Below are 20428 nucleotides of genomic sequence, written 5' to 3' on the forward strand. Positions count from 1 at the left end.
CGCGAACACATTGTCTGTAGGTATTTTGGGGGACACGGTTTGTCCCCGCGATGGGAGAGGATGGGACGATGGGAATGCGTCGCGGCACCAATCTTCCTCGCATGGGCGACTTCAATCAGTCGGTGATCCTCGAGACCATCCGCCGCTCGGGGGAGGGACTCAGCCGGATCGAGCTCGTCGACACCACCGGGCTCTCGGCGCAGACCGTCACCAACATCACGCGGCGCCTGCTCGACGACGGCTTCATCGCCGAAGCCGGGCGCACCATCAACGGGCCGGGAAAGCCGCGCATCACCCTGCGCCTCGTGGCGGAGAGCCGCTTCTCGATCGGGGTGCACCTCGACCCCGCGGTGATCACGTGCGTCCTGCTCGATCTCGCAGGCACCGTGGTGCGGCGACGCGCCGTCCGGACGCCGTCGAGCGACCCGCACCGCATCGTCGACACGATGGCGCAGACCATCGCCGAGCTGATCGAGGATGCCGGGGTCGACCGCCGGCTGATCGAGGGCGTCGGGGTCGCGGCTCCCGGCCCGCTGGACGCCGAGAAGGGCACCGTCATCGATCCGCCCAAGCTGCACGGCTGGCATCGCGTGCCGCTGCGCTCGGCGCTCGCGGAGGCGACGGGCTTCGATGTCACGCTCGAGAAGGACACCACGGCGGCGGCCGTGGGAGAGCTGTGGACGGGGCAGGGGCCCGCGGACGAATCGTTCCTGTTCATCTACCTCGGCACGGGCATCGGCGCGGCGCTCGTCCGCAACGGCGACCCGGTGCGGGGCCGGTCTCGCAACTTCGGCGAGATCGGGCACATCATCGTCGACGCCGACGGGCCACGATGCCTGTGCGGCTCGCGAGGCTGCGTCGAGGTCGTGTGCACGCCGCAGGCGATCGTCGAGCAGGCGGAGCGGGCCGGTGTGTTCCGGGATGACCGCGAGGGGAGCGACGTCGAGTCGGTCGAGGAGCGGTTCACCCAGCTGTGCGAGCGCGCCTCGGCGGGGGAGGCGCCGGCGGTGGACGTCGTGCGCCGAGCCGCCGCCAACCTGACGATCCTGATCGCCGCGCTGACGAACGTCGCAGACGTGGACCGCGTCGTCCTCGGCGGTCCGTTCTGGTCGCGCCTCGAGGTGATCTACCTCCAGGAGATCCCTGGCCTCCTGGACGCCCGCAGCGCCACCCGAGCGCTGCACACGCTTCCCGTCGACGGCACGGTCGTCGGCGACGATGTGGGCGCCGTCGGTGCGGCGTGCGTGGTGCTGGACTCGGTCCTCACCCCGCGCGCATCCGATCTCTACCTCGAGGACTGAGGAAGACCACGTCGAATCCGGAGAAAAGTCTTGACAGCAATATCTCTATTCGATGTACTATTACTCGTACGCCGATCTGGGGAGATGCGCGAGATCTGTTCCCGCATCATTCGGTGGAGGTTGTCTGCGTGATCCGTGAGCTGGGGGGCTCACGGATCCCGCAGACGCAACCGAGGTCGAGCCGAAGGCTCCCTCGGCACGGCTCCTGATGGCCGGCGGATGCTCAGCCGGAGAAGCGTCCCCACGGGATGTCGCGGCGCAGAGGCCGGCGCAGCGGGCGCTGCATGCGGGTCCACGCCGAGACGTGCGGCTCCTCGGCGACGGCATCCGCCGACTCCTGGACGTAGGCGTCGCTGACGACGGCGATGAGCGCCGCCAGCTCCTCCTCGGTCGCGGATCCGCGGATGATCTCGATCGTCGGCGGGTTCTCCTCGTGCCGCTCGCTCACAGCGGGATGTTCCCGTGCTTCTTCGGAGGCAGCTCGGCGCGCTTGCCACGGAGGGCGCGCAGCGCCTTCGCGATGGAGACCCGCGTGTTCGCCGGCTCGATGATGCCGTCGATCTCGCCGCGCTCGGCCGCCAGGAACGGGGATGTGACGCTGTAGGTGTACTCGTTGGCGAGGCGGGTGCGGACTGCGGCGACGTCCTCGCCGGCTTCCTCGGCCTTCTTGATCTCGCCCCGGTAGAGGATGTTCACGGCGCCCTGGCCGCCCATGACGGCGATCTCAGCGGTCGGCCACGCGAGGTTCACGTCCGCGCCGAGCTGCTTCGAGCCCATCACGATGTACGCGCCGCCGTAAGCCTTGCGCAGGATCACGGTGACCAGCGGCACGGTGGCCTCGGCGTAGGCGTAGATGAGCTTCGCGCCGCGTCGGATGACGCCGGTCCACTCCTGGTCCGTGCCGGGGAGGTAGCCGGGCACGTCGACGAGGGTCACGATCGGGATGGAGAACGCGTCGCAGAATCGCACGAAGCGGCTGGCCTTCTCGCCGGCCTCGATGTTCAGCGTGCCCGCCATCTGCGACGGCTGGTTGGCGATGATGCCCACGGAGCGCCCCTCGACCCGGCCGAAGCCGATCACGATGTTCGGGGCGAACAGCGGCTGCACCTCGATGAAGTCGCCCTCGTCGACGACGTGCTGGATGATCGTGTGCATGTCGTACGGCTGGTTGGGCGAGTCCGGGATGATCGTGTTCAGAGTGCGGTCGGCATCCGTCGTCTCCCACTCGAAGTGGGTCTCGTAGCCGGGGATCTCCGCCATGTTGTTGTCCGGCAGGAACCCGAGGAGGGTGCGGGCGTAGTCGATCGCGTCGTCCTCGTCCTCGGCCAGGTAGTGCGCGACGCCGGAGCGGGTGTTGTGCGTGAGCGCGCCGCCGAGCTCCTCCATGCCGACGTCCTCGCCGGTGACGGTCTTGATGACGTCGGGGCCGGTGACGAACATCTGGCTGGTCTTGTCGACCATGATCACGAAGTCGGTCAGCGCGGGGCCGTAGACGGCGCCGCCGGCCGCCGGGCCCATGATGATCGAGATCTGCGGGATGACGCCGGAGGAGCGCGTGTTCAGGCGGAAGATCTCGCCGTACTTGCTGAGGGCGAGAACGCCCTCCTGGATGCGGGCGCCCCCGGAGTCGAGGATGCCGATGATCGGCATGCCGTTGGTCAGCGCGAACTCCATGATCTTGATGATCTTGTCGCCGGAGACCTCGCCGAGGGACCCGCCGAAGGTGGTGAAGTCCTGCGAGTACACCGCGACGGTGCGTCCGTGGATGGTGCCGACGCCCGTGACGACCGAGTCGCCGTAGGGACGGTTGCGGTCCATGCCGAACGCGGTGGTGCGATGCCGGACGTACTCGTCGAACTCGACGAAGCTGCCCGGATCCACGAGCAGCTCGATGCGCTCGCGGGCGGTCATCTTGCCCTTGGCGTGCTGCTTCTCCTTCGCGACCTTCTCAGCGTCGACAACGGCTTCGTTGTAGCGAGCGCGGAGGTCTGCGATTCTGCCGGCGGTGGTCGAGAGTTCGGGCTTGTCCGTCACGGAATCCACCCTATCGCCGGGTCGGCCCGGTCCGTTGGATGCTCGACACAACGGGGCGCCGGATCCTTTGGCGGCTGTCGCGGGTGAGCGGGCTCATCGACGAGGCGTCCATGAGCCGCCGTTCTCCCAGAACTGGCCGATGTCCTCGAGCGGCCGGCCCTTGGTCTCGGGTGCGAGCCGGGCGACGAAGAGGAACGCGGCCACGGCCATCGCACCGAGGATGGTGAAGGCGAGCGTGCCGCTGGCCTCCAGGATCGGACGGAAGGCAAGGCCGACGATGACGTTCGCGACGAGGTCCGACGTGAGCATCACCGTCGCGCCGAGCGCCCGCAGGTGAGAGGGCATCGCCTCGCCGGCGTACACCCACACCAGGGAGCCGAAGCCGAACGTGAATCCGGCGGTGAAGAGCACGAGCCCGATGAAGCCGAGCACGGTCAGAGCGCCGTCGAAGGATCCGCCGCCGATCGCGAACACGGCGATCAGGAGGACGTTGGCGACGATCATCACGGCGATGCCGATGAGGAGCACGGGTCGCCGTCCCATCCGGTCGATCACCATCAGCGAGATGAACACGGCCACGAGGCCGGCCACCTGCACCAGCGCGGAGAGCCCGAGGAGGGTGACCGGCTCCGTGTAGCCCATCGACTCGAAGATCGCCGGGCTGTAGTACACGATCGCGTTGATGCCGGTGATCTGCACGAAGAAGCCGAGTCCCACGACGAAGATCGTCGCCCGCAGATACGGCTTGCGCAGCAGGTCGCGCCAGCTCGACGTGTGCGCCGAGGCGAATCCCGCGGTGATGACCTCGATCTCCCTGTCGATGTCGACGCCGTCGCCCTCGATGAGGGTCAGCGTCTTCCTGGCCTCCGCAGGACGGCCCTTGCTGATGTACCAGCGCGCGGTGTCGGGAAGCCGGAGGAGCAGGAGGGTGATGATCAGTCCGGGGATGGCGGCGAGACCGAGCATCCAGCGCCAGCTCTGAGTGGGCGCGAGCGCCATGGCGATGAGGTAGCCGAGGATGATGCCCGTCACGGTCGCCACCTGGTACAGCACGAGGAAGGCGCCGCGGGATCGCGCGGGCGCGGATTCGGCGACGAAGACGGGGACGACGACCACCGAGATGCCGATCGTGACGCCGAGCAGGATGCGCGCGATCACGAGGATGATCAGGGTCGGGGCGATGCCGCTGAGCAGGGAGAACAGGGTGAAGGTGGCGGCGACGAGCACCATCGTGGGCTTGCGGCCGACGCGGTTGGCGAGCGCCCCGCCGAACAGGGCGCCGGCGATCTCGCCGAAGACGACGGTGCTGGTGACCCAGCCCTCCGCCGCCGGATCGAGCGAGAAGTCCTCGCGGAGGTAGAGAAGGGCGCCGCCGATGTTCGACGAGTCGTAGCCGTAGATGACGCCGACGGTCGCGGCGGCGACGCCGACGAGCAGCGCGAGCCGCGTCAGCCTCGGTGTCTCGGTGAGTGCGTGCATCCTTGCGCTGCCTTCCTGTGGCCGGTGTGCCTGAAGTGGCCTGTGTGGCGAGAATGGCCCTGCCGGCTCATCCGTGTCAACTGGGAAGGATGCTGACAAAACCGGAGGTGCAGGGCCGCCGCCTCACACCACGAACCGCCACACGTACTCCAGCCCGTCCGCCTGCCGGAACCAGGCGATGGACACGACCACCTCGTCGAGATCGGCTGAGCACAGGCAGAGCTCGATCCGCTCGGCGGGGAGCACCTGGCCCCAGAGCTGGGTGCGCTCGTGGCCATCGGCGTCCTCGCGGAACACGCGGACGAAGTCGGCGCTCTCGGAGCCGTGGTTCATGACCACGGGGTGGGCGGGGTCGTCGCGCAGCACGTGCCAGGGCACGCGGTAGGCGAGGGGCGGAGGGGTCTCGGCGGGGTCGACGGGGCGGAGCATGCCGGTCACGTTAGGAACAGCGACCGACGCCGGGGACCCGTTCCGTGCCGCTCCCCGGACGGCTGGGGAGATCCCCTCAGCCGAGGGGGGGCGTGGAGGAGGAGTCCGAGCCGATCTCATCGGGGAGATCGTGGCCGCCGGCGGCTTCGAGTGCGGCAGCCTCCCTCCCCCGGCGACCCAGCGATGCGACGCGGCGACCGGCCCAACCGACACCGCGGGCGGCCGTGCCGGCGGCACCGGCGACGGCGCCCCCGAGGAACTGCGCGCCGTGCAGCATCCGCCGCTCCAGCCTCTCGGCACCCGCGACGGGCTCCAGCTCGAGGGGCAGATCGATCGGGGCGGCGCCGAAGGCGCGATGCGAGGTCGTGAGCACCCGGCGGCCGAGGATGTGGTTCCCCGCACCGCCGATCGCGGCACCGACGCCGAACGGCAGCGCCTTCCCGAGGAAGGATGCGCCGCCGCGCGCGGCGAACTGCTTCACGAACATGCTCTTGAGCTGATCGACCATCGGGCCGACGGCGGCCCGCGGGAGCGACTTCGTGACGAGCTCGCCCCAGTAGGAGGAGCGGCTGCCGCCGCGGCCGGTGACCTGGCCGGCGAGCTGGCTGACCAGGTCGACCCCCTCCTTGCCGAGCATGAGGGTCATCACCAGTGCGCGTGCCCGGTCAGGATTGGCGACGGCGATGCCGTGCACCTCGGCGACCGACTGGGCGAACAGGGCGGTGGACTCCACGAACCCGAGCGTCTCGACCCCCGACAGCGCCAGGGTGACGCCGGTACCGATGCCGGGGACCACCGCGGTGGCGCCGACGGCGGCCCCGCCGGTGGTCACTGCGGCGAGATAGCGGCGCTCCAGGATGCGGATGATCTCCGCCGGGGTCGCCTGCGGGTTGCGGAGGCGGATGCTGCGGATGTGCGCGAGCACCAGCGGGCGCTGGATCGACAGCACCCGGTCGAGTCCCCTCACGACGATCGGATGCTCGTCGGAACCCACCGGGGGCACGCCCCTGTCCCACGGAGCGTCGTCCGGGAGGGAGTGGATCTTGTGCACCTTCTGGCCCATGACTCAGATCCTAGGAACGGATGCCGCGAAAACGCCGAAAGCCCGGCTCCTCGATGAGGAGGCCGGGCTTCCGAGTCCGGTGGTCGATCAGACGAACTGGTTCGCCCGCTCGAGGTCCTCGGCGAAGTCGATCTCGACCGCGTAGAGGTCGGAGACGTCCATCGGCTCGAGCAGCAGGCCGTCCTCGGCGATCGCGAGCTCGAGACCGCGCTCGAAGTAGTCCTGGTCCTCGACGCGCTGCAGCTGGCGCATGAACGCCTTCTTGTTCGCGGAGGAGATGTAGTTGATGCCGACGGCCTCTCCGAGACCGCCCTTGACCGTCTTCGACAGCTCCTTGATGTAGCCCTCGGCGGTGACGGTGTACTTCACCTCTTCGTCGCTGACCTTGGAGGTGTTGACGGTGACGAACGACTGGTCGCGCTCGATGTACTCGAGCGCGCGGCCGAGGATCATCGGATCGAAGACGACGTCGCCGTTCATCCACAGCACGCCGGACCTGCCGGTCGCGCCGAGGGCGCGCAGCAGGCTCTTCGACGTGTTGGTCTCGTCGTAGCGCTCGTTGTGCACGTAGTTGACGTTCGGGAACGCCTCGATGATGGTCTCCGCACGGTAGCCCACCACGGTGGTGATGCGGGCGTCGGAGCCGAAGGCGGCGCGGATGTTGTCATGCTGCTGCTGCATGATGGTGCGGCCGTCGCTCAGCTCGGTGAGGGGCTTCGGCAGGGCGCGGCCCAGGCGCGAGCCCATTCCGGCTGCGAGGATGACGGTCTGAAGAGTCACGAGAGCTCCTAAAGGAAGTTGTGTTCACGGTCGGTTCACCAACCAGACACTTCGTCGTGCCGAGATTCATGGTAGCGATCGAGTCTGGGAACCCCCGGGGGTTCCGGGGCCCGTTGTCATTTCGTGATCGAGTACACACCGAACACTCAGATTCGCCGGCGCCCCCGTCTTCGTCATGAATATAGTCCGAAACATCGGTATGGGGCCGGTGTTCGTCGGGGCCGTTGATACCTTAGGACGGTGACTGCTTCCCCCGACGACCGCACCGAAGAGGCGGCTGACGCCCCGATCGCGCCCGCGAGGAAGACGCCGGTGACGAAGGCGCCGACGGCGGACCGTCCGGCGAAGAGGACCCCGGCCAAGAAGGTCTCGTCGACGACGGGGGCGGCCAAGTCCCCTGCGGCCAGGAAGGCCCCTTCCCAGGCGGCCGCGGAGAAGCCGGCGGCCAAGAGCCCCGCGGCCAAGCCGGTGGCGAAGAGCCCCGCGGCCAAGCCGGCGGCGAAGAGCCCCGCGGCCAAGCCGGCGGCGAAGAGCCCCGCGGCCAAGCCGGCGGCGAAGCGCACGCCGTCGAAGGCGGCTGCGGAGAAGGCGGCGGCGACGGCCGAGACGGTCGCCGAGCCCCAGTCGAAGGCGGATGCCGCCGCGGCGCCCAAGCGCACCACGACCGCCGCACGCACGGCGGCGGCACGGAACTCCGCGGCGAGGACAGCCGCGACGAAGAGCACCGGCCGGACGACCGGCGCACGCAGCTCCGCGGCGAAGACCACGGCCGCGAAGGCGGCGGCCGAGAAGTCCGCTGCGGCGAAGACGCAGGCCCGCACGGCGGCGGCCCGCTCGAACTCGGCGAAGGCCGCTGCGGCCAAGGCTGCCGCGACCAAGGCCGCGGCAGCGAAGGCGCGTGCGAAGGCGGAGAAGGAGGAGGCGGTCGAGGCGCCGGCATCCGAGGAGATCTTCGAGCTCGTCGCCCCGGGCGCTCTGCCCGACTCCGCCGTCGCGGAGGAGCCCTCCACTGCAGCTGCTGATCCGGCTGAGGATGCGCCGGTTCCCGATGCTCCGGTCGAGGATGCGCCGGCTTCTGATGCGCCCGTCGAGGATGTGCCTGAGGAGGCAGCCGTCGAGGCTCCGTCCGAGCACGTCGACGAGGCGCCGAGCCCCGAGACGTCCGCTGCGGAGGAGGCGCCGATCGTGCTGCCCACCGACGCCGCCGCGACCGGGGAGGTGGTCGCGGACGTGCCGGCGGCCTCCGCCGCAGAGGCGATCCGCGTCCGGGGGCTCGTGAAGTCGTTCGGCGACAACGCGGCGGTGAACGGGATCGACCTCTCGGTGCCCGCTGGCTCCTTCTACGGCATCGTGGGGCCGAACGGCGCAGGAAAGACGACGACGCTCTCGATCGTCGCGGGTCTCCTGCGGGCCGACGCCGGCAGCGTCGTGATCTGCGGAGTGGATCAGCGGGCGAAGCCGCTGTCGGCCAAGCGGCTGATGGGAGTGCTGCCCGACCGGCTGCGCACCTTCGACCGGCTCACCGGCCGGCAGCTCCTCTTCTACTACGGTCTGCTCCGCGGGCTCGCCTCCGACGTGATCGAGAAGCGCGTCGGAGACCTCGCGCGCGCCTTCGATCTCGGCGACGCACTGAGCCGCGTGGTCTCCGATTACTCGGCCGGCATGACGAAGAAGATCATGCTCGCCGGGGCGCTCATCCACTCGCCGCGCGTGCTGGTCCTCGACGAGCCGTTCGAGTCCGTCGACCCGGTGTCCTCGGCGGTGATCCTCGACATCCTCCGCGCCTACGTGGCGCACGGCGGCACCGTCATCCTGTCCAGCCACGGCATGGACCTCGTCGAGCGAGTGTGCTCCCGCGTGGCGATCATCGTCGGCGGCGAGGTCCTCGCCGAGGGCACGATCGACGAGGTGCGGGCGGGCCAGACCCTCGAGGCGCGTTTCGTGGAGCTCGCAGGATCCATCGGCGAGGTGGAGGGGCTCGAGTGGCTGCACACGTTCTCCGACTGAGGGCGGCGCTCCTGATCGGATCGCTGCGCGGCGAACGACGGGTGCGCACGCTCATCCTGCTCGGCGTGGTCGTCGCGCTCACCGGGGTCGTCTGCGCGGCCATCCTCAGCCTCGACGACGCTCCCGTCGCCGTCGCCCGCACCGTGACGGTCCTCGGCAGCGCCGCCGTGCTGATCGGCTTCGTCGTCGGTCCGATCCTCGTCGGATCCGTCGACCAGCTCGACCCGCGCCGGTTCGCCGTCTTCGGGGTCGATGAACGGCAGATGCCGTGGATCCTCACGCTCGCCGCCTTCGTCAGCGTGCCGAGCCTGGCGCTGCTCGCCATGAACGCGAGCGTGTGCATCGTGGCGATCCGGCTCGGGGCTCCCTGGCCGCTCGCCGTGCCGATGAGCTTCCTCACCCTCGTCTGCACGATCCTCACGGCGCGCATCGGCATGGCCGTCAACGCGCTGCTGCTCCCCGAGCGCCGCTCCCGCGAGCTCACCGCGCTGTTCGCGCTGGCCCTGATCGTCATCGCGTTCCCCGTCGCGGTGTTCCTCGCCTCGCTCAAGTGGGACGGGCACGTCCCGGCGGCCGTCGCCTCGATCACGGCGACCGTGGGGTTCACGCCGCTCGCGGCCGGTCCTGGCTTCCTGTTCTCGCTGGCTGCGGACGACGTCGCCGGCGCCTGGATCAGCGGCATCATCGCCGTGCTCACCGCGGCCGCGCTCTGGGCGGTGTGGAGCTGGCTGGTGCAGCGGCTGCTCACCACGACAGAGCGCCCTGTCGCCTCGCGCGAGCGCACCGGCCTCGGCTGGTTCGGACTGATGCCGTCCAGCGCCTTCGGGGCCATCGCCGCGCGCAGCCTGGTCTACTGGCTGCGCGACCGCCGCTACATCATGAACCTCATCGTCGTCCCCGTGGCCGGCGCCCTGACGGTGCTCCCGCTGCTCGTCGCGGGCGTCCCGCTGGAGATCGCCGCGCTCGTCCCCGTGCCGGTGATGGCGCTCTTCTTCGGGTGGCTCCCGCACAACGACGTCGCCTACGACTCGACGGCGCTCTGGACGCACGTCGCGAGCGGGGTGCGCGGCGTTCCGGATCGGCTCGGTCGCCTCGTCCCCGTCGTGCTCGTGGCGGTTCCGGTGCTCGCCGTCGCCGTGCCGCTCACGCTGCTGTGGATCGACGACTGGCGGCTGCTCCTGCCTCTCACGGGAGTGGCCGCGAGCCTCCTGCTGTCGGCGCTGGGACTGTCCAGCATCGTCTCGGTCGTGGCCCCGTACGCCGTGTCGAGGCCGGGCGACAGCCCGTTCCAGCAGCCGCAGCGCCCGACGGCGCGGGGCGTCTACGGCCCCGCTGCCGCCTTCCTCGGCGCGATCGTCGTCAGCATCCCGACCGTCTGGCTGTTCGTGCTGACCGCCCTCGAGGGCTCGGAGTACGCTCCGGCCACGCTCTGGGCGGGCCTCGCCACCGGGTTCGGCATCGCGGCCCTCGGGATCGCGATCGGCGGGCGCATCTTCGAACGCGGCGGCGAGCGGCTGATGGAGTTCGTCGAGACCGCGTGACCGCCGCCCCGGCAGGGGTCTCACGCGACTAGAATCACGGGATGAGTACTCCGCTGGACAGCCCCGATCAGGGCGGCGTGGCAACGCTTGATCGCGAACTGGAAGAGCTCCTCCGCGAGGAGAACCTCGAACCGGGCGACCATGAGCGCTTCTCGCATTACGTGAAGAAGGACAAGATCCTCGAGTCGGCGATCACCGGCAAGCCGGTCCGCGCGCTGTGCGGCAAGAAGTGGACCCCGGGCCGTGACCCGGAGAAGTTCCCGATCTGCCCCACGTGCAAGGAGATCTACGAATCCATGGTGGGCTGACCCCTCGGCCGGCTCAGGGGCCCGAGGGGTCTACTGCGCCTCCACGAACTCCGTCGGGATCGCCGGGTCGGACTTGCTGAGCGCGAGCGCCCGCACGGGCAGCTCCTCGCGCACGCGCAGGTGGTGCGCGCGAGCGGATGCCGTGCCCGCGGCACCCTCGTAGGAGGCGTCGATGTCGCCCGCCTCGACGAAGGCGACCTGCAGAGGGCGCCCGTCGGCGTGCTCTGCAGGGGTGTCCAGTTCCTCGAAGCCGTCGGAGACGACGACGGTCTCCGCGACGGCGACGCCGTCGCGGAGGGTGCGGAACGCCGCCTTGCGGCCTCCGTGCGACGCCTTGTCGGTGGAGGCCTTCGCCACGCCGATCCAGGCGCCGTCGGCATCCTGCCTGGCGACCAGCTTGTAGACCATGCTCGCCGTGGGGTAGCCGGAGCCGGTGACGACGGATGTGCCCACGCCGTAGGCGTCGACGGGGGAGGCGGCGAGGGCGGCGATGGCGTACTCGTCGAGGTCGCTGGTCACCGTGATCCGCGTGCCGGTCGCGCCGAGCTCGTCGAGCTGCGCCCTGACCTCGGCGGCGACGATCGGGAGGTCACCCGAGTCGATGCGGACCCCGCCGAGACCGGTGCCGGCCACGCGGATCGCGGTCTCCACGCCGGTGCGGATGTCGTAGGTGTCCACGAGCAGCGTGGTGTCCGTCCCGAGGCTCTCGATCTGCGCGCGGAAGGCGTCCTCCTCGCTGTCGTGCAGGAGGGTCCATGAATGCGCGGCCGTGCCCATCGTGGGGATGCCCCAGGTGCGCCCCGCCTCCAGGTTGCTCGTCGCCCCGAAACCGGCGATGTACGCCGCCCGGGCGGCTGCCACCGCCGACTGCTCCGCTGCGCGACGGGAGCCCATCTCGGCGAGCGGGCGCTCGCCGGCCGCGATGCTCATGCGCGAGGCCGCCGTGGCGACGGCCGAGTCGTGGTTGAGCACGCTCAGCGCGAGGGTCTCCAGCACGACGGCGTCGGCGAACGTGCCTTCGACGGTGAGGATCGGTGAGCCGGGGAAATAGAGCTCGCCCTCGCGGTAGCCGCGGATGGAGCCGGCGAACCGGTAGTCCTCGAGGTACTTCAGCGAGGCCGCGTCGACCACGCGCTCATCGCGCAGGAATCGCAGCTCGTCCTCGCCGAACCGGAACTCGCGCAGCAGCGCGAGCAGTCGTCCGGTGCCTGCGACGACGCCGAACCGGCGCCCGCCGGACAGCCGGCGGGAGAAGAGCTCGAACACGCTCGGGCGGGACGCGGTGCCGTCGCGGAGGGCTGCGGCGAGCATCGTCAGCTCGTAGCGGTCGGTGAGAAGCGCCGTGGACGTCGTCATGCGCTCAGCTTAGTGAGCGGCGGAACCTCGCCCGCAGCCGAAGGGTAGGCTGGGGAGTCATGAACGACGCCCCGATCGGAATCTTCGACTCCGGTGTCGGCGGGCTGACGGTGGCCAGGGCCATCCGCGCCCAGCTGCCCCGCGAATCGTTCGTGTACATCGGCGACACCGCGCACTCCCCGTACGGTCCGAAGCCCATCGCCGACGTGCGCCGCTACGGCCTCGAGGTCCTCGACACCCTCGTCGACCAGGGCGTCAAGATGCTCGTGATCGCCTGCAACACGGCATCCTCCGCCATGCTCAGGGACGCCAGGGAGCGCTATGACATCCCCGTCGTCGAGGTGATCGGCCCCGCGGTGCGCCGGGCCGTCTCGACCACGCGGAACGGTCGCGTCGGCGTGATCGGCACCGTCGGCACCATCGGCTCGCGGGCGTACCAGGACATGCTCGAGGTGGACGAGCGGCTCGAGGTCTTCACGGCCGCCTGCCCGCGTTTCGTGGAGTTCGTCGAGGCCGGCATCACCGGAACCCCCGAGGTCCTCGCGGTGGCGGAGGAGTACCTCGCGCCGCTGCGCGAGGCCGATGTGGACACGCTCGTGCTCGGCTGCACGCACTACCCGTTCCTGCGCGGCGCGATCAGCTACGTGATGGGGGAGGGCGTGACGCTCGTCTCCAGTGACGACGAGACTGCCGGGGACGTGTACCGCCAGCTCGTCCGCGGCGACCTCCTCGCCTCTCCGGACGCCAACGCCACCTATGTCTACGAGGCGACCGGCGCCTCCACCGCCGAGTTCACGGCGCTCGCGAACCGCCTGATGGGGCGCGAGGTCCGCGATGTGCAGCTCGTGCAGACCGGAGTCATCGACCTGCCGGCATCCGTCTCCCCGTCGCTCTGACCGGCCCGAAATCCCCGACCGAAGGAAGTCCATGTCCAGCATCGTCCGCGCCGACGGCCGCGCCCCCGACCAGCTCCGCGAGATCACGATCGAGCGCGGCTGGAGCGCGCACGCCGAAGGGTCCGCGCTGATCAGCTTCGGCGGCACCAAGGTGCTCTGCACCGCCTCGTTCACCAACGGCGTGCCGCGCTGGCTCACCGGGAAGGGCAAGGGGTGGGTCACCGCCGAGTACGCGATGCTGCCGCGGGCCACCAACAGCCGCAACGACCGGGAGAGCGTGAAGGGCCGCATCGGCGGTCGCACCCACGAGATCTCCCGCCTCATCGGCCGCGCGCTGCGCGCCGTCGTCGACACCAAGGCGCTGGGCGAGAACACGATCGTGATCGACTGCGACGTGCTGCAGGCCGACGGCGGCACCCGTACGGCCGCGATCACGGGCGCCTACGTCGCGCTCGCGGACGCGATCGAGTGGGGCCGGGAGAAGAAGTTCATCGGCAGGAACGCGAAGCCGCTGCTCGACACGGTCGCCGCCGTCTCCGTCGGCATCATCGACGGCGAGCCCATGCTCGATCTCGCATATGTCGAGGATGTCAGGGCGGAGACCGACATGAACGTCGTCGTCACCGGCCGCGGCCTGTTCGTCGAGGTGCAGGGCACCGCCGAGGGCGCGCCCTTCGACAAGCGAGAGCTGGACGCCCTGCTCGACCTCGGCGTCGCCGGGTGCGCCGACCTCAAGGTGCTCCAGCTGGGCGCGCTGGCGCCTGCGGCGGACGCCGGGACACCGGCGTGAAGGTCGTCCTCGCCACCCACAACGCGCACAAGGTCGCGGAGTTCCAGCAGATCGTGGCACAGACGCGCCCGGACCTCGAGGTCGTCGCCTACGACGGGCCGGAGCCGGTCGAGGACGGCGTGACGTTCGCGCAGAACGCGCTGATCAAGGCGCGCGCGGCATGCGCGCACACGGGGCTTCCCGCGCTCGCCGACGACTCCGGCATCTGCGTCGACGTCCTCGGCGGATCTCCCGGCGTGTTCTCCGCCTACTGGGCGGGGCAGAAGAAGGATGCCGCGGCGAACCTCGAGCTGCTGCTCGATCAGCTGCGCGACATCGCCGACCCGCACCGCACCGCGCACTTCAACTCGACCATCGCGCTGGTGACGCCCGACGGGCACGAGCACGTCGTCACCGGCATCTGGCCGGGCCGTCTCGCCACGTCGCCGGCCGGCGACGGAGGCTTCGGCTACGACCCCGTCTTCATCCCCGACGGACAGCCGGCGGAGGCCGAGCGGACGGTGGGCGAGCTCACCGACGAGGAGAAGCAGGTGCAGTCGCATCGGGCCCGTGCGTTCGCGGAGCTGATGCCGCTGCTCGCGGGACTCTGAGAGCGGGCGACCCAACCACTACTCTTGACGTACTTCAGGAGTAGTGGTTAAGTGAGTGCATGCGAGAACTCACCTACTACGTCGGCGTGACCCTCGACGGCTTCATCGCCGGCCCCGAGGACGAGGTCGACTTCTATCCGCTGACGCCGCAGTTCGAGGACTTCATGGGCACCGAGCTGGCCGATCTCCAGCCGGCGCACGTCCGCGCCGCCCGGGGCGCCGCGGAGGCCCCGCTCACGCGGTTCGACACGGTCGTGATGGGCCGGCGCACCTACGAGCCGGCGCTGCAGTACGGCATCACCGACCCGTACGCGCACCTGCGCACCGTGGTCTTCAGCACGACGCTGGAGGACCGAGGCGAGCCGAACGTGGAGATCGTCGGCACGGACCCGGTGGCGCGGATCCGCGAGCTCAAGGCCGAGGAGGGCCTCGGGATCTATCTCGCGGGCGGTGCAGGGCTGGCGGGGGAGCTCTTCGACGAGATCGACCGTCTCATCGTGAAGAAGTACCCGGTGCTCGCCGGGAGCGGCGTCCCGATGACGGCGCACGGGTTTTCGCCGCGGCGGTTCGCCCTCGAGGACGTGCGGACCTTCGACAACGGCTGCGCGGTGCTCAGCTACGCGAAGGCGGACCTCGGGGGGAAGTGAGAATCAGCATCATTCCCGACTAGCCGGAATGGCCCCGGAGGCCCGGAATCCCGGTCTAGCCTGGGGACATGCACGATCACGCCCCCGCCGCCGGCATCCGCTCGGCGAGTCATCGCCGCCTCCTGGCGATCTCGCTGAGCCTCACCGCGACGATCATGGTCGTGCAGGTCGTCGGTGCCGTGCTGACCGGCTCCCTCGCGCTGCTGGCGGATGCCGCGCACATGTTCACCGATGCCTCGGCGCTCGTGATCGCGCTGATCGCGGCCGCGGTGGCCGCGCGCCCCGCCGACGACCGCCGCACCTTCGGGTACCAGCGGGCCGAGGTCTTCGGGGCGCTCGTCAACGCCGTCATCCTCATCGTCCTGGCGGGCTGGGTCGGCGTGGAGGCGGTCGGCCGGCTCATCGACCCGGGCGAGGTGGAGGTCGCAGGAGGGCTGATGCTCGTCGTCGCCGTCGTCGGCCTCATCGCGAACGCGATCTCGATGTGGCTGCTGAGCCGTGCGCAGCGCACGAACATCAACGTGCGCGGCGCCTATCTCGAGGTCATGGGCGACCTCATCGGCTCGGCGATGGTGATCGTCGCGGCCGTGGTCATCGTCACCACGGGATGGATGCCGGCGGATGCCATCGCCTCGCTGTTCATCGCGGTCATGATCGTCCCGCGGGCGATCTCGCTGCTGCGGGAGGTGTTCTCCGTGCTCGCCGAATCCGCGCCGAAGGGCACCGCGGTCAGCGAGATCCGCCGGCATCTCCTGGACTATGAGGGTGTCGTCGGGGTGCACGACGTGCACGTCTGGCAGCTCACCCGGGGCGCCCCGGTGTTCACCGCCCACGTCAGCGTCGTCCCCGCTCTGCTCGCCGACGGCCGGTCGGCGAAGCTGCTCAGCGATCTGCAGACCTGCCTCGCCGATCACTTCGACGTCGAGCACTCGACGTTCCAGATCGAGCCGGCGGAGCAGTCCGACTGCGAGCCGCACCACGCCTGAGCGTCAGCTCTCGCGCACGACCTCTTCGGGCCGCTTGTCGGGCCGAAGGCCGCGCCAGCGCGCGTGACGCAGGATGCCGTCGGGCGTCCAGTTCCCGAACTCGACCTCGCCGACGAGCTCCGCGCGCACCCACAGGGCATCGGAGGCGTCGAGCGCCGGCACGCCGTCGAGCGGCGGCCGGTCGATGCGCAGGGGCTCGAGTCGCGCGAGCAGGTCGCGCAGGGTGCGGTCGGTGAAGCCTGTGCCGACCCTGCCGACGTAGCGGAGACGGCCGCCGTCCATCACGGCGAGCAGCAGCGAGCCGATCGTGCCGTCGCGGTCGCCCTTGCCGGGGCGGATGCCGACGATCACGACCTCCTGCATGAGCGTGTTCTTGAGCTTCAGCCACGACGGGGAGCGCTGGCCGGGGCGGTACCGGGATCCGGCGTCCTTCACGACGACGCCCTCGAGCCCGAACTCACGGCTTGCGGCGAGGGCGGCGTCGACGTCGTCGAAGACGGGCGGCACCTGCATCGGCGCGTCGAGGTCGGAGACCACATCCTCCAGGAGCGTGCGGCGCTGCGACAGCGGCATCGACGTGAGGTCGTGCCCGTCCAGGCGCAGCAGATCGAAGACGAGGTACACGATCGGGGTGCGCACCACCTCGCGCTCGATCTCCCGCTGCCGGGTGAGGTGCATCCTGTTCTGCAGCAGCGAGAAGCTCGGCCGCCCCTGGGCGTCGAAGGCGACGATCTCCCCGTCGACGACGGCATCCGCCACCGGCAGGTGCGGGGCGCCGTCCGCCGTGAGCTCCGGATAGCGGGATGTGATGTCCGTGCCGCTGCGTGCGTGCAGCAGCATCCGTCCGTCCGACCAGGTGCCGAGCGCGCGGATGCCGTCCCATTTCACCTCCACCCAGGGCGGAGTGCCGAGGCCTCGGGCGAGGGCCGGAGTGCCGTTCTCGGCGAGCATGGGGGAGAGGGTGGGGAGCGTGCTCTGCGCCGCCGGCTTCGCAGGGGCGGTCGGGAAGCGCCGGCGCCGGCCGGCGCCGTCCTTCATCCGGTGCAGGAGCCACGAGGACTTCTCCCCGGATCCCTGCGTGCGGATCAGCGCGAGCCGAGCGCTGCCGAGCGGCCCGCCCTCGCGGCCGGTGAAGGTGCCGATGACCTCGTCTTCGCGCCACTTCTCCAGCTCCACGGTGCCGGTGTCCCAGACGGTCATCTCCCCGGCGCCGTACTCCCCGGCCGGGATCTCCCCTGCGAACGTGAGGTACTCCATCGGGTGCGGCTCCGTCATCACCGCGAGGTGGTTGCGGTCCGTTGTCTCCGGCACGCCCTTGGGCACGGCCCAGCTGACGAGCACGCCGCGGTCCTCGATGCGCAGGTCGTAGTGCAGCCGCCGGGCGTGATGCTCCTGGATCACGAAGCGGCGGGTCATGCCGGAGGTGGCGCCGCTGATGCGCTCGGGCATCGGCTCGGGCGTGCGCTCGGCATCGCGCTTGGCGAGATACGGCGCGAGCAGCTGCCCGTCGTGCGGATGCAGCGAGGCGAAGGGATCGATGCCGGCGGCCATCCGCTCCAGCACCTCGTCCATCTCCAGGTGCCGCAGGTCCGGATCGTCGAGCTCCTCCCAGGTGCGGGGAGCGGCGACCCACGGGCGGGCGCGGCCGCGCAGCGAGTACGGGGAGATCGTCGTCTTCTTCCCGTTGTTCTGGCTCCAGTCGAGGAACACCTTGCCGGTGCGCTGCGCCTTCGCCATGACGCTGGTGGCGAGGTCGGGGTGGTCGTTCTCGATGAGCCTGGCCATCTCCTTCACCACGGCGGAGATCTCGTCGCTGGTCTGCGCGCCGGGGAGGGCGGCGTAGAGGTGGATGCCCTTGCTGCCGCTCGTCACCGGCACCGGGTCCAGGCCGATGCCGGTGAGGATGCCGCGGGCGATGCGCGCCACCTCGGCGCACTCGGCCAGAGCGGTGCCAGGGCCGGGGTCGAGGTCGAGGACGAGGCGGTCGGGGTTGCCGGGGCTGCCGTCGGGGGCGAACCGCCACTGCGGCACGTGCAGCTCGATCGCCGCGACCTGGGCGAGCCAGACGAGCGTCGGCACGTCGACGACGAGGGGATAGTCCTTCGGCCCGTCGGAATGCTGGATGGCCTGCCGGGGGATCCAGTCGGGCGCCCCGGGCTCGAGCTGCTTGGTGAAGAACGCGTCGGCGGGAGCATCCGCCGTGCCCACCCCCTCGACCCAGCGCTTGCGGGTCACCGGGCGGCCGGCGAGCAGCGGAAGCAACAGGGGCGCGATCTGCGTGTAATAGGCGATGATCTCGCCCTTGGTGGTGCCGGTTTCGGGATAGACGACCTTCTCGAGGTTGGTCACGCGCAGGCGGCGGCCCTCCACCTGCACGATCTGCGCCTCACCGACCATGACCACAGCGTAGTCAAGGGGCTGGTCGTGACGACTGTGACTGGTGTCTACTGGTGTGATGAGGACGATCTGGAAGGGCGCGCTCACCTTCGGTCTCGTGAACGTGCCGGTGAAGGTGTACTCCGCGACGGAGGACCACGACGTGCCGCTGCATCAGGTGCACGAGAAGGACGGCGGTCGCATCCGCTACCAGCGCACCTGCGAGGTGTGCGGCGAGACGGTCGCCTACGCCGACATCGATCGCGCCTACGTCGACGACGGGCAGACCGTGGTGCTCACCAAGGAGGACCTCGCCGCGCTGCCGGCGGAGAAGAGCCGCGAGATCGACGTCGTCGAGTTCGTGCCCACCGAACAGGTCGACCTGCTCACCCTGGACAAGCCGTACTACCTGGAGCCGGACTCGAAGTCGCCGAAGGCCTACGTGCTGCTGCGCAAGACGCTGGAGCAGACCGACCGCACCGCGATCGTCCGGTTCACTCTGCGGCAGAAGACCCGGCTCGCAGCTCTCCGCGTGCGGGGCAAGGTGCTCGTGCTGCAGACTCTGCTGTGGTCCGACGAGGTGCGCGAGGCGGAGTTCCCGATCCTCGACGAGGACGTGACGATCTCGAAGAAGGAGCTCGAGCTGTCGTCGTCGCTCGTGGAGAGCTACTCCAGCGACTTCGACCCCGAGGAGTACGTCGACGAGTACCAGAAGGAGCTGCGCACCCTCATCGACGCGAAGATCGAGGCCGGCGACACCTTCGACGTCTCCGAGACCTTCGCCGAGGAGGATGCCGGGGCCAAGGGCGGCGAGGTCATCGACCTCATGGAGGCGCTGCGCGCCAGCGTCGCGCGATCCAAGGCGGCGCGCTCGGGGGGCGCGGATGCCGAAGGCGAGAAGCCGAAGAAGAAGAGCGCCGGCAAGAAGAAGGCCGGCTGAGCCCTACTTCTTCTTGTGCTCGTCGCCGTCGAGGTCGAGCGCGAGAGCCTGCGCCTCGGCGGCATCCGTCACGACGTCCTCGCCGGCGGCCGCGGCCTTCTTCGCCTTGTAGCGCTCAGAGAGGTAGTGCCACAGGGTGACGATCGCGGTGCCGCCGACGGCGGCGAGCAGGATGAGGTCGATGTAGCTCTCCACGAACTCGGCGACCGGCGGGATGAACCCGATGAGGTACCCGAAGACCGTGAGACCGAAGCCCCAGATCACCGCGCCGATGAAGTTGTAGAGCGTGTAGCGGCGCCACGGCATGTGGCCGACGCCCGCGGCGACCGGGGCGAAGGTCCGCACGATCGGCACGAAGCGGGCGAGGATGACGGTGATGCCGCCGAAGCGCTCGAAGAACGCATTCGTGCGCTCGACGTTCTTGCGGCTGAAGACGCCCGATTCCTTGCGCTCGAAGACGGCGGGCCCGCCCTTGTGGCCGATGAGGTAGCCGACCTCGCCGCCGACGAAGGCTGAGAGTCCGATCAGCAGCGCGACGATCCAGACGTTGACCCCGAAGACGCCGTTCGGCAGAGCCGCGGAGGAGTGCGAGAGGAGCCCCGAGATCACGAGGAGGGTGTCGCCGGGAAGCAGGAACCCCACGAGGAGGCCGGTCTCGGCGAAGACGATGAAGCACACGACGAGGAGCGCCCAGGGGCCGGCCGTGCCGATGATGGTGGCGGGGTCGAGCCAGGGGATGAGAGCGGCGTGGTGCATGGGTTTCCCGTCGTAGATGTCGTGCGGCGGTCAGTTCTGAGTGCGGAAGGTGGGACTTGAACCCACACGCCCTAGGGCACAGGAACCTAAATCCTGCGTGTCTGCCGATTTCACCACTCCCGCGCGGTGGATTCAGTCTACTGACCGGC

The 20428-nt window shown here is 70.0% G+C and carries 19 protein-coding genes and 1 tRNA gene; 10 read left to right on the forward strand and 10 right to left on the reverse strand.

The annotated features are described in order from the left end of the window. The first annotated feature begins 101 nt into the window (after nt 1-101). Nucleotides 102-1301, forward strand: a complete 1200-nt coding sequence (locus G6G98_RS16545) for an ROK family transcriptional regulator (protein WP_164234874.1) — start codon at nt 102-104, stop codon at nt 1299-1301. A gap of 223 nt (nt 1302-1524) precedes the next feature. Here the strand turns inward: G6G98_RS16545 and G6G98_RS16550 are convergent, their stop codons facing one another. The 6 genes from G6G98_RS16550 to G6G98_RS16575 form a co-directional block, all read right to left on the reverse strand. Continuing rightward, the gene (locus tag G6G98_RS16550; RefSeq protein ID WP_067357678.1) at nt 1525-1749 is read right to left on the reverse strand and encodes an acyl-CoA carboxylase subunit epsilon; all 225 of its coding nucleotides are present in this window, start codon (nt 1747-1749) and stop codon (nt 1525-1527) included. Continuing rightward, on the reverse strand, nt 1746-3335 hold the full coding sequence (locus G6G98_RS16555) for an acyl-CoA carboxylase subunit beta (RefSeq protein WP_243842175.1): 1590 nt from the start codon (nt 3333-3335) through the stop codon (nt 1746-1748). The genes G6G98_RS16550 and G6G98_RS16555 overlap by 4 nt, the downstream gene beginning before the upstream one ends. A gap of 93 nt (nt 3336-3428) precedes the next feature. Beyond that, nucleotides 3429-4814 (reverse strand): sugar porter family MFS transporter, encoded by a 1386-nt coding sequence (locus G6G98_RS16560; protein ID WP_067357671.1) that lies wholly within the window; start codon nt 4812-4814, stop codon nt 3429-3431. 123 nt (nt 4815-4937) lie between these two features. Continuing rightward, complete coding sequence (locus tag G6G98_RS16565; RefSeq protein WP_067357805.1) at nt 4938-5243, reverse strand: hypothetical protein; 306 nt, start codon at nt 5241-5243, stop codon at nt 4938-4940. A 76-nt stretch (nt 5244-5319) separates the two neighbouring features. Then, the gene (locus G6G98_RS16570) at nt 5320-6306 is read right to left on the reverse strand and encodes a hypothetical protein (protein ID WP_243842177.1); all 987 of its coding nucleotides are present in this window, start codon (nt 6304-6306) and stop codon (nt 5320-5322) included. An 87-nt stretch (nt 6307-6393) separates the two neighbouring features. Beyond that, nucleotides 6394-7086 carry an NTP transferase domain-containing protein gene (locus G6G98_RS16575; RefSeq protein ID WP_067357667.1) on the reverse strand — a complete coding sequence of 231 codons (693 nt, stop codon included), beginning with the start codon at nt 7084-7086 and terminating at the stop codon, nt 6394-6396. Between the two features lie 240 nt (nt 7087-7326). Here G6G98_RS16575 and G6G98_RS17255 point away from each other — a divergent pair, with 240 nt between their 5' ends. Genes G6G98_RS17255 through G6G98_RS16590 form a run of 3 tightly spaced genes read left to right on the forward strand, consistent with a single transcriptional unit; the run spans nt 7327 to nt 10942 of the window. Next, entirely contained in the window at nt 7327-9093 is a 1767-nt protein-coding gene (locus G6G98_RS17255; protein WP_279587598.1) for an ABC transporter ATP-binding protein, read from the forward strand. Beyond that, nucleotides 9069-10634 (forward strand): hypothetical protein, encoded by a 1566-nt coding sequence (locus G6G98_RS16585; RefSeq protein ID WP_067357664.1) that lies wholly within the window; start codon nt 9069-9071, stop codon nt 10632-10634. Before G6G98_RS17255 ends, G6G98_RS16585 begins: the two co-directional genes overlap by 25 nt. Before the next feature lie 41 nt (nt 10635-10675). Further along, the gene (locus G6G98_RS16590; protein WP_028503536.1) at nt 10676-10942 is read left to right on the forward strand and encodes a DUF3039 domain-containing protein; all 267 of its coding nucleotides are present in this window, start codon (nt 10676-10678) and stop codon (nt 10940-10942) included. Nucleotides 10943-10972: 30 nt separating this feature from the next. On the opposite strand, the gene G6G98_RS16595 is transcribed toward G6G98_RS16590, so the two are convergent. Then, nucleotides 10973-12298 carry a nicotinate phosphoribosyltransferase gene (locus tag G6G98_RS16595; protein ID WP_067357661.1) on the reverse strand — a complete coding sequence of 442 codons (1326 nt, stop codon included), beginning with the start codon at nt 12296-12298 and terminating at the stop codon, nt 10973-10975. Nucleotides 12299-12357: 59 nt separating this feature from the next. On the opposite strand from G6G98_RS16595, the gene murI reads away from it, so the two are divergent. The 5 genes from murI (at nt 12358) to G6G98_RS16620 (ending at nt 16207) form a co-directional block, all read left to right on the forward strand. After that, entirely contained in the window at nt 12358-13194 is an 837-nt protein-coding gene (gene murI / locus G6G98_RS16600) for a glutamate racemase (protein WP_067357658.1), read from the forward strand. Nucleotides 13195-13225: 31 nt separating this feature from the next. Beyond that, complete coding sequence (gene rph, locus G6G98_RS16605; RefSeq protein ID WP_067357654.1) at nt 13226-13984, forward strand: ribonuclease PH; 759 nt, start codon at nt 13226-13228, stop codon at nt 13982-13984. After that, a complete protein-coding gene (gene rdgB, locus G6G98_RS16610; RefSeq protein WP_164234872.1) occupies nt 13981-14574 on the forward strand; it encodes an RdgB/HAM1 family non-canonical purine NTP pyrophosphatase in 594 nt (197 codons plus the stop codon). Before rph ends, rdgB begins: the two co-directional genes overlap by 4 nt. Nucleotides 14575-14633: 59 nt before the next feature. Continuing rightward, on the forward strand, nt 14634-15221 hold the full coding sequence (locus G6G98_RS16615; protein WP_164234871.1) for a dihydrofolate reductase family protein: 588 nt from the start codon (nt 14634-14636) through the stop codon (nt 15219-15221). A gap of 68 nt (nt 15222-15289) precedes the next feature. Beyond that, a complete protein-coding gene (locus tag G6G98_RS16620; RefSeq protein WP_164234870.1) occupies nt 15290-16207 on the forward strand; it encodes a cation diffusion facilitator family transporter in 918 nt (305 codons plus the stop codon). A 3-nt stretch (nt 16208-16210) separates the two neighbouring features. Here G6G98_RS16620 and G6G98_RS16625 read toward each other — a convergent pair whose 3' ends face one another. Continuing rightward, nucleotides 16211-18604 (reverse strand): ATP-dependent DNA ligase, encoded by a 2394-nt coding sequence (locus G6G98_RS16625; RefSeq protein ID WP_164234869.1) that lies wholly within the window; start codon nt 18602-18604, stop codon nt 16211-16213. Nucleotides 18605-18662: 58 nt separating this feature from the next. On the opposite strand from G6G98_RS16625, the gene G6G98_RS16630 reads away from it, so the two are divergent. Continuing rightward, nucleotides 18663-19523 (forward strand): Ku protein, encoded by an 861-nt coding sequence (locus G6G98_RS16630; RefSeq protein ID WP_067357640.1) that lies wholly within the window; start codon nt 18663-18665, stop codon nt 19521-19523. Nucleotides 19524-19526: 3 nt separating this feature from the next. Here the strand turns inward: G6G98_RS16630 and G6G98_RS16635 are convergent, their stop codons facing one another. Together G6G98_RS16635 and G6G98_RS16640 are read right to left on the reverse strand one after the other, a co-directional pair. Next, a complete protein-coding gene (locus G6G98_RS16635) occupies nt 19527-20279 on the reverse strand; it encodes a DedA family protein (RefSeq protein WP_067357636.1) in 753 nt (250 codons plus the stop codon). 41 nt (nt 20280-20320) lie between these two features. After that, a tRNA-Leu gene (locus G6G98_RS16640) sits at nt 20321-20402 on the reverse strand. Nucleotides 20403-20428: the final 26 nt, after the last annotated feature.

The sequence above is a fragment of the Microbacterium hydrocarbonoxydans genome, from assembly GCF_011752045.1.
Taxonomy (GTDB): domain Bacteria; phylum Actinomycetota; class Actinomycetes; order Actinomycetales; family Microbacteriaceae; genus Microbacterium.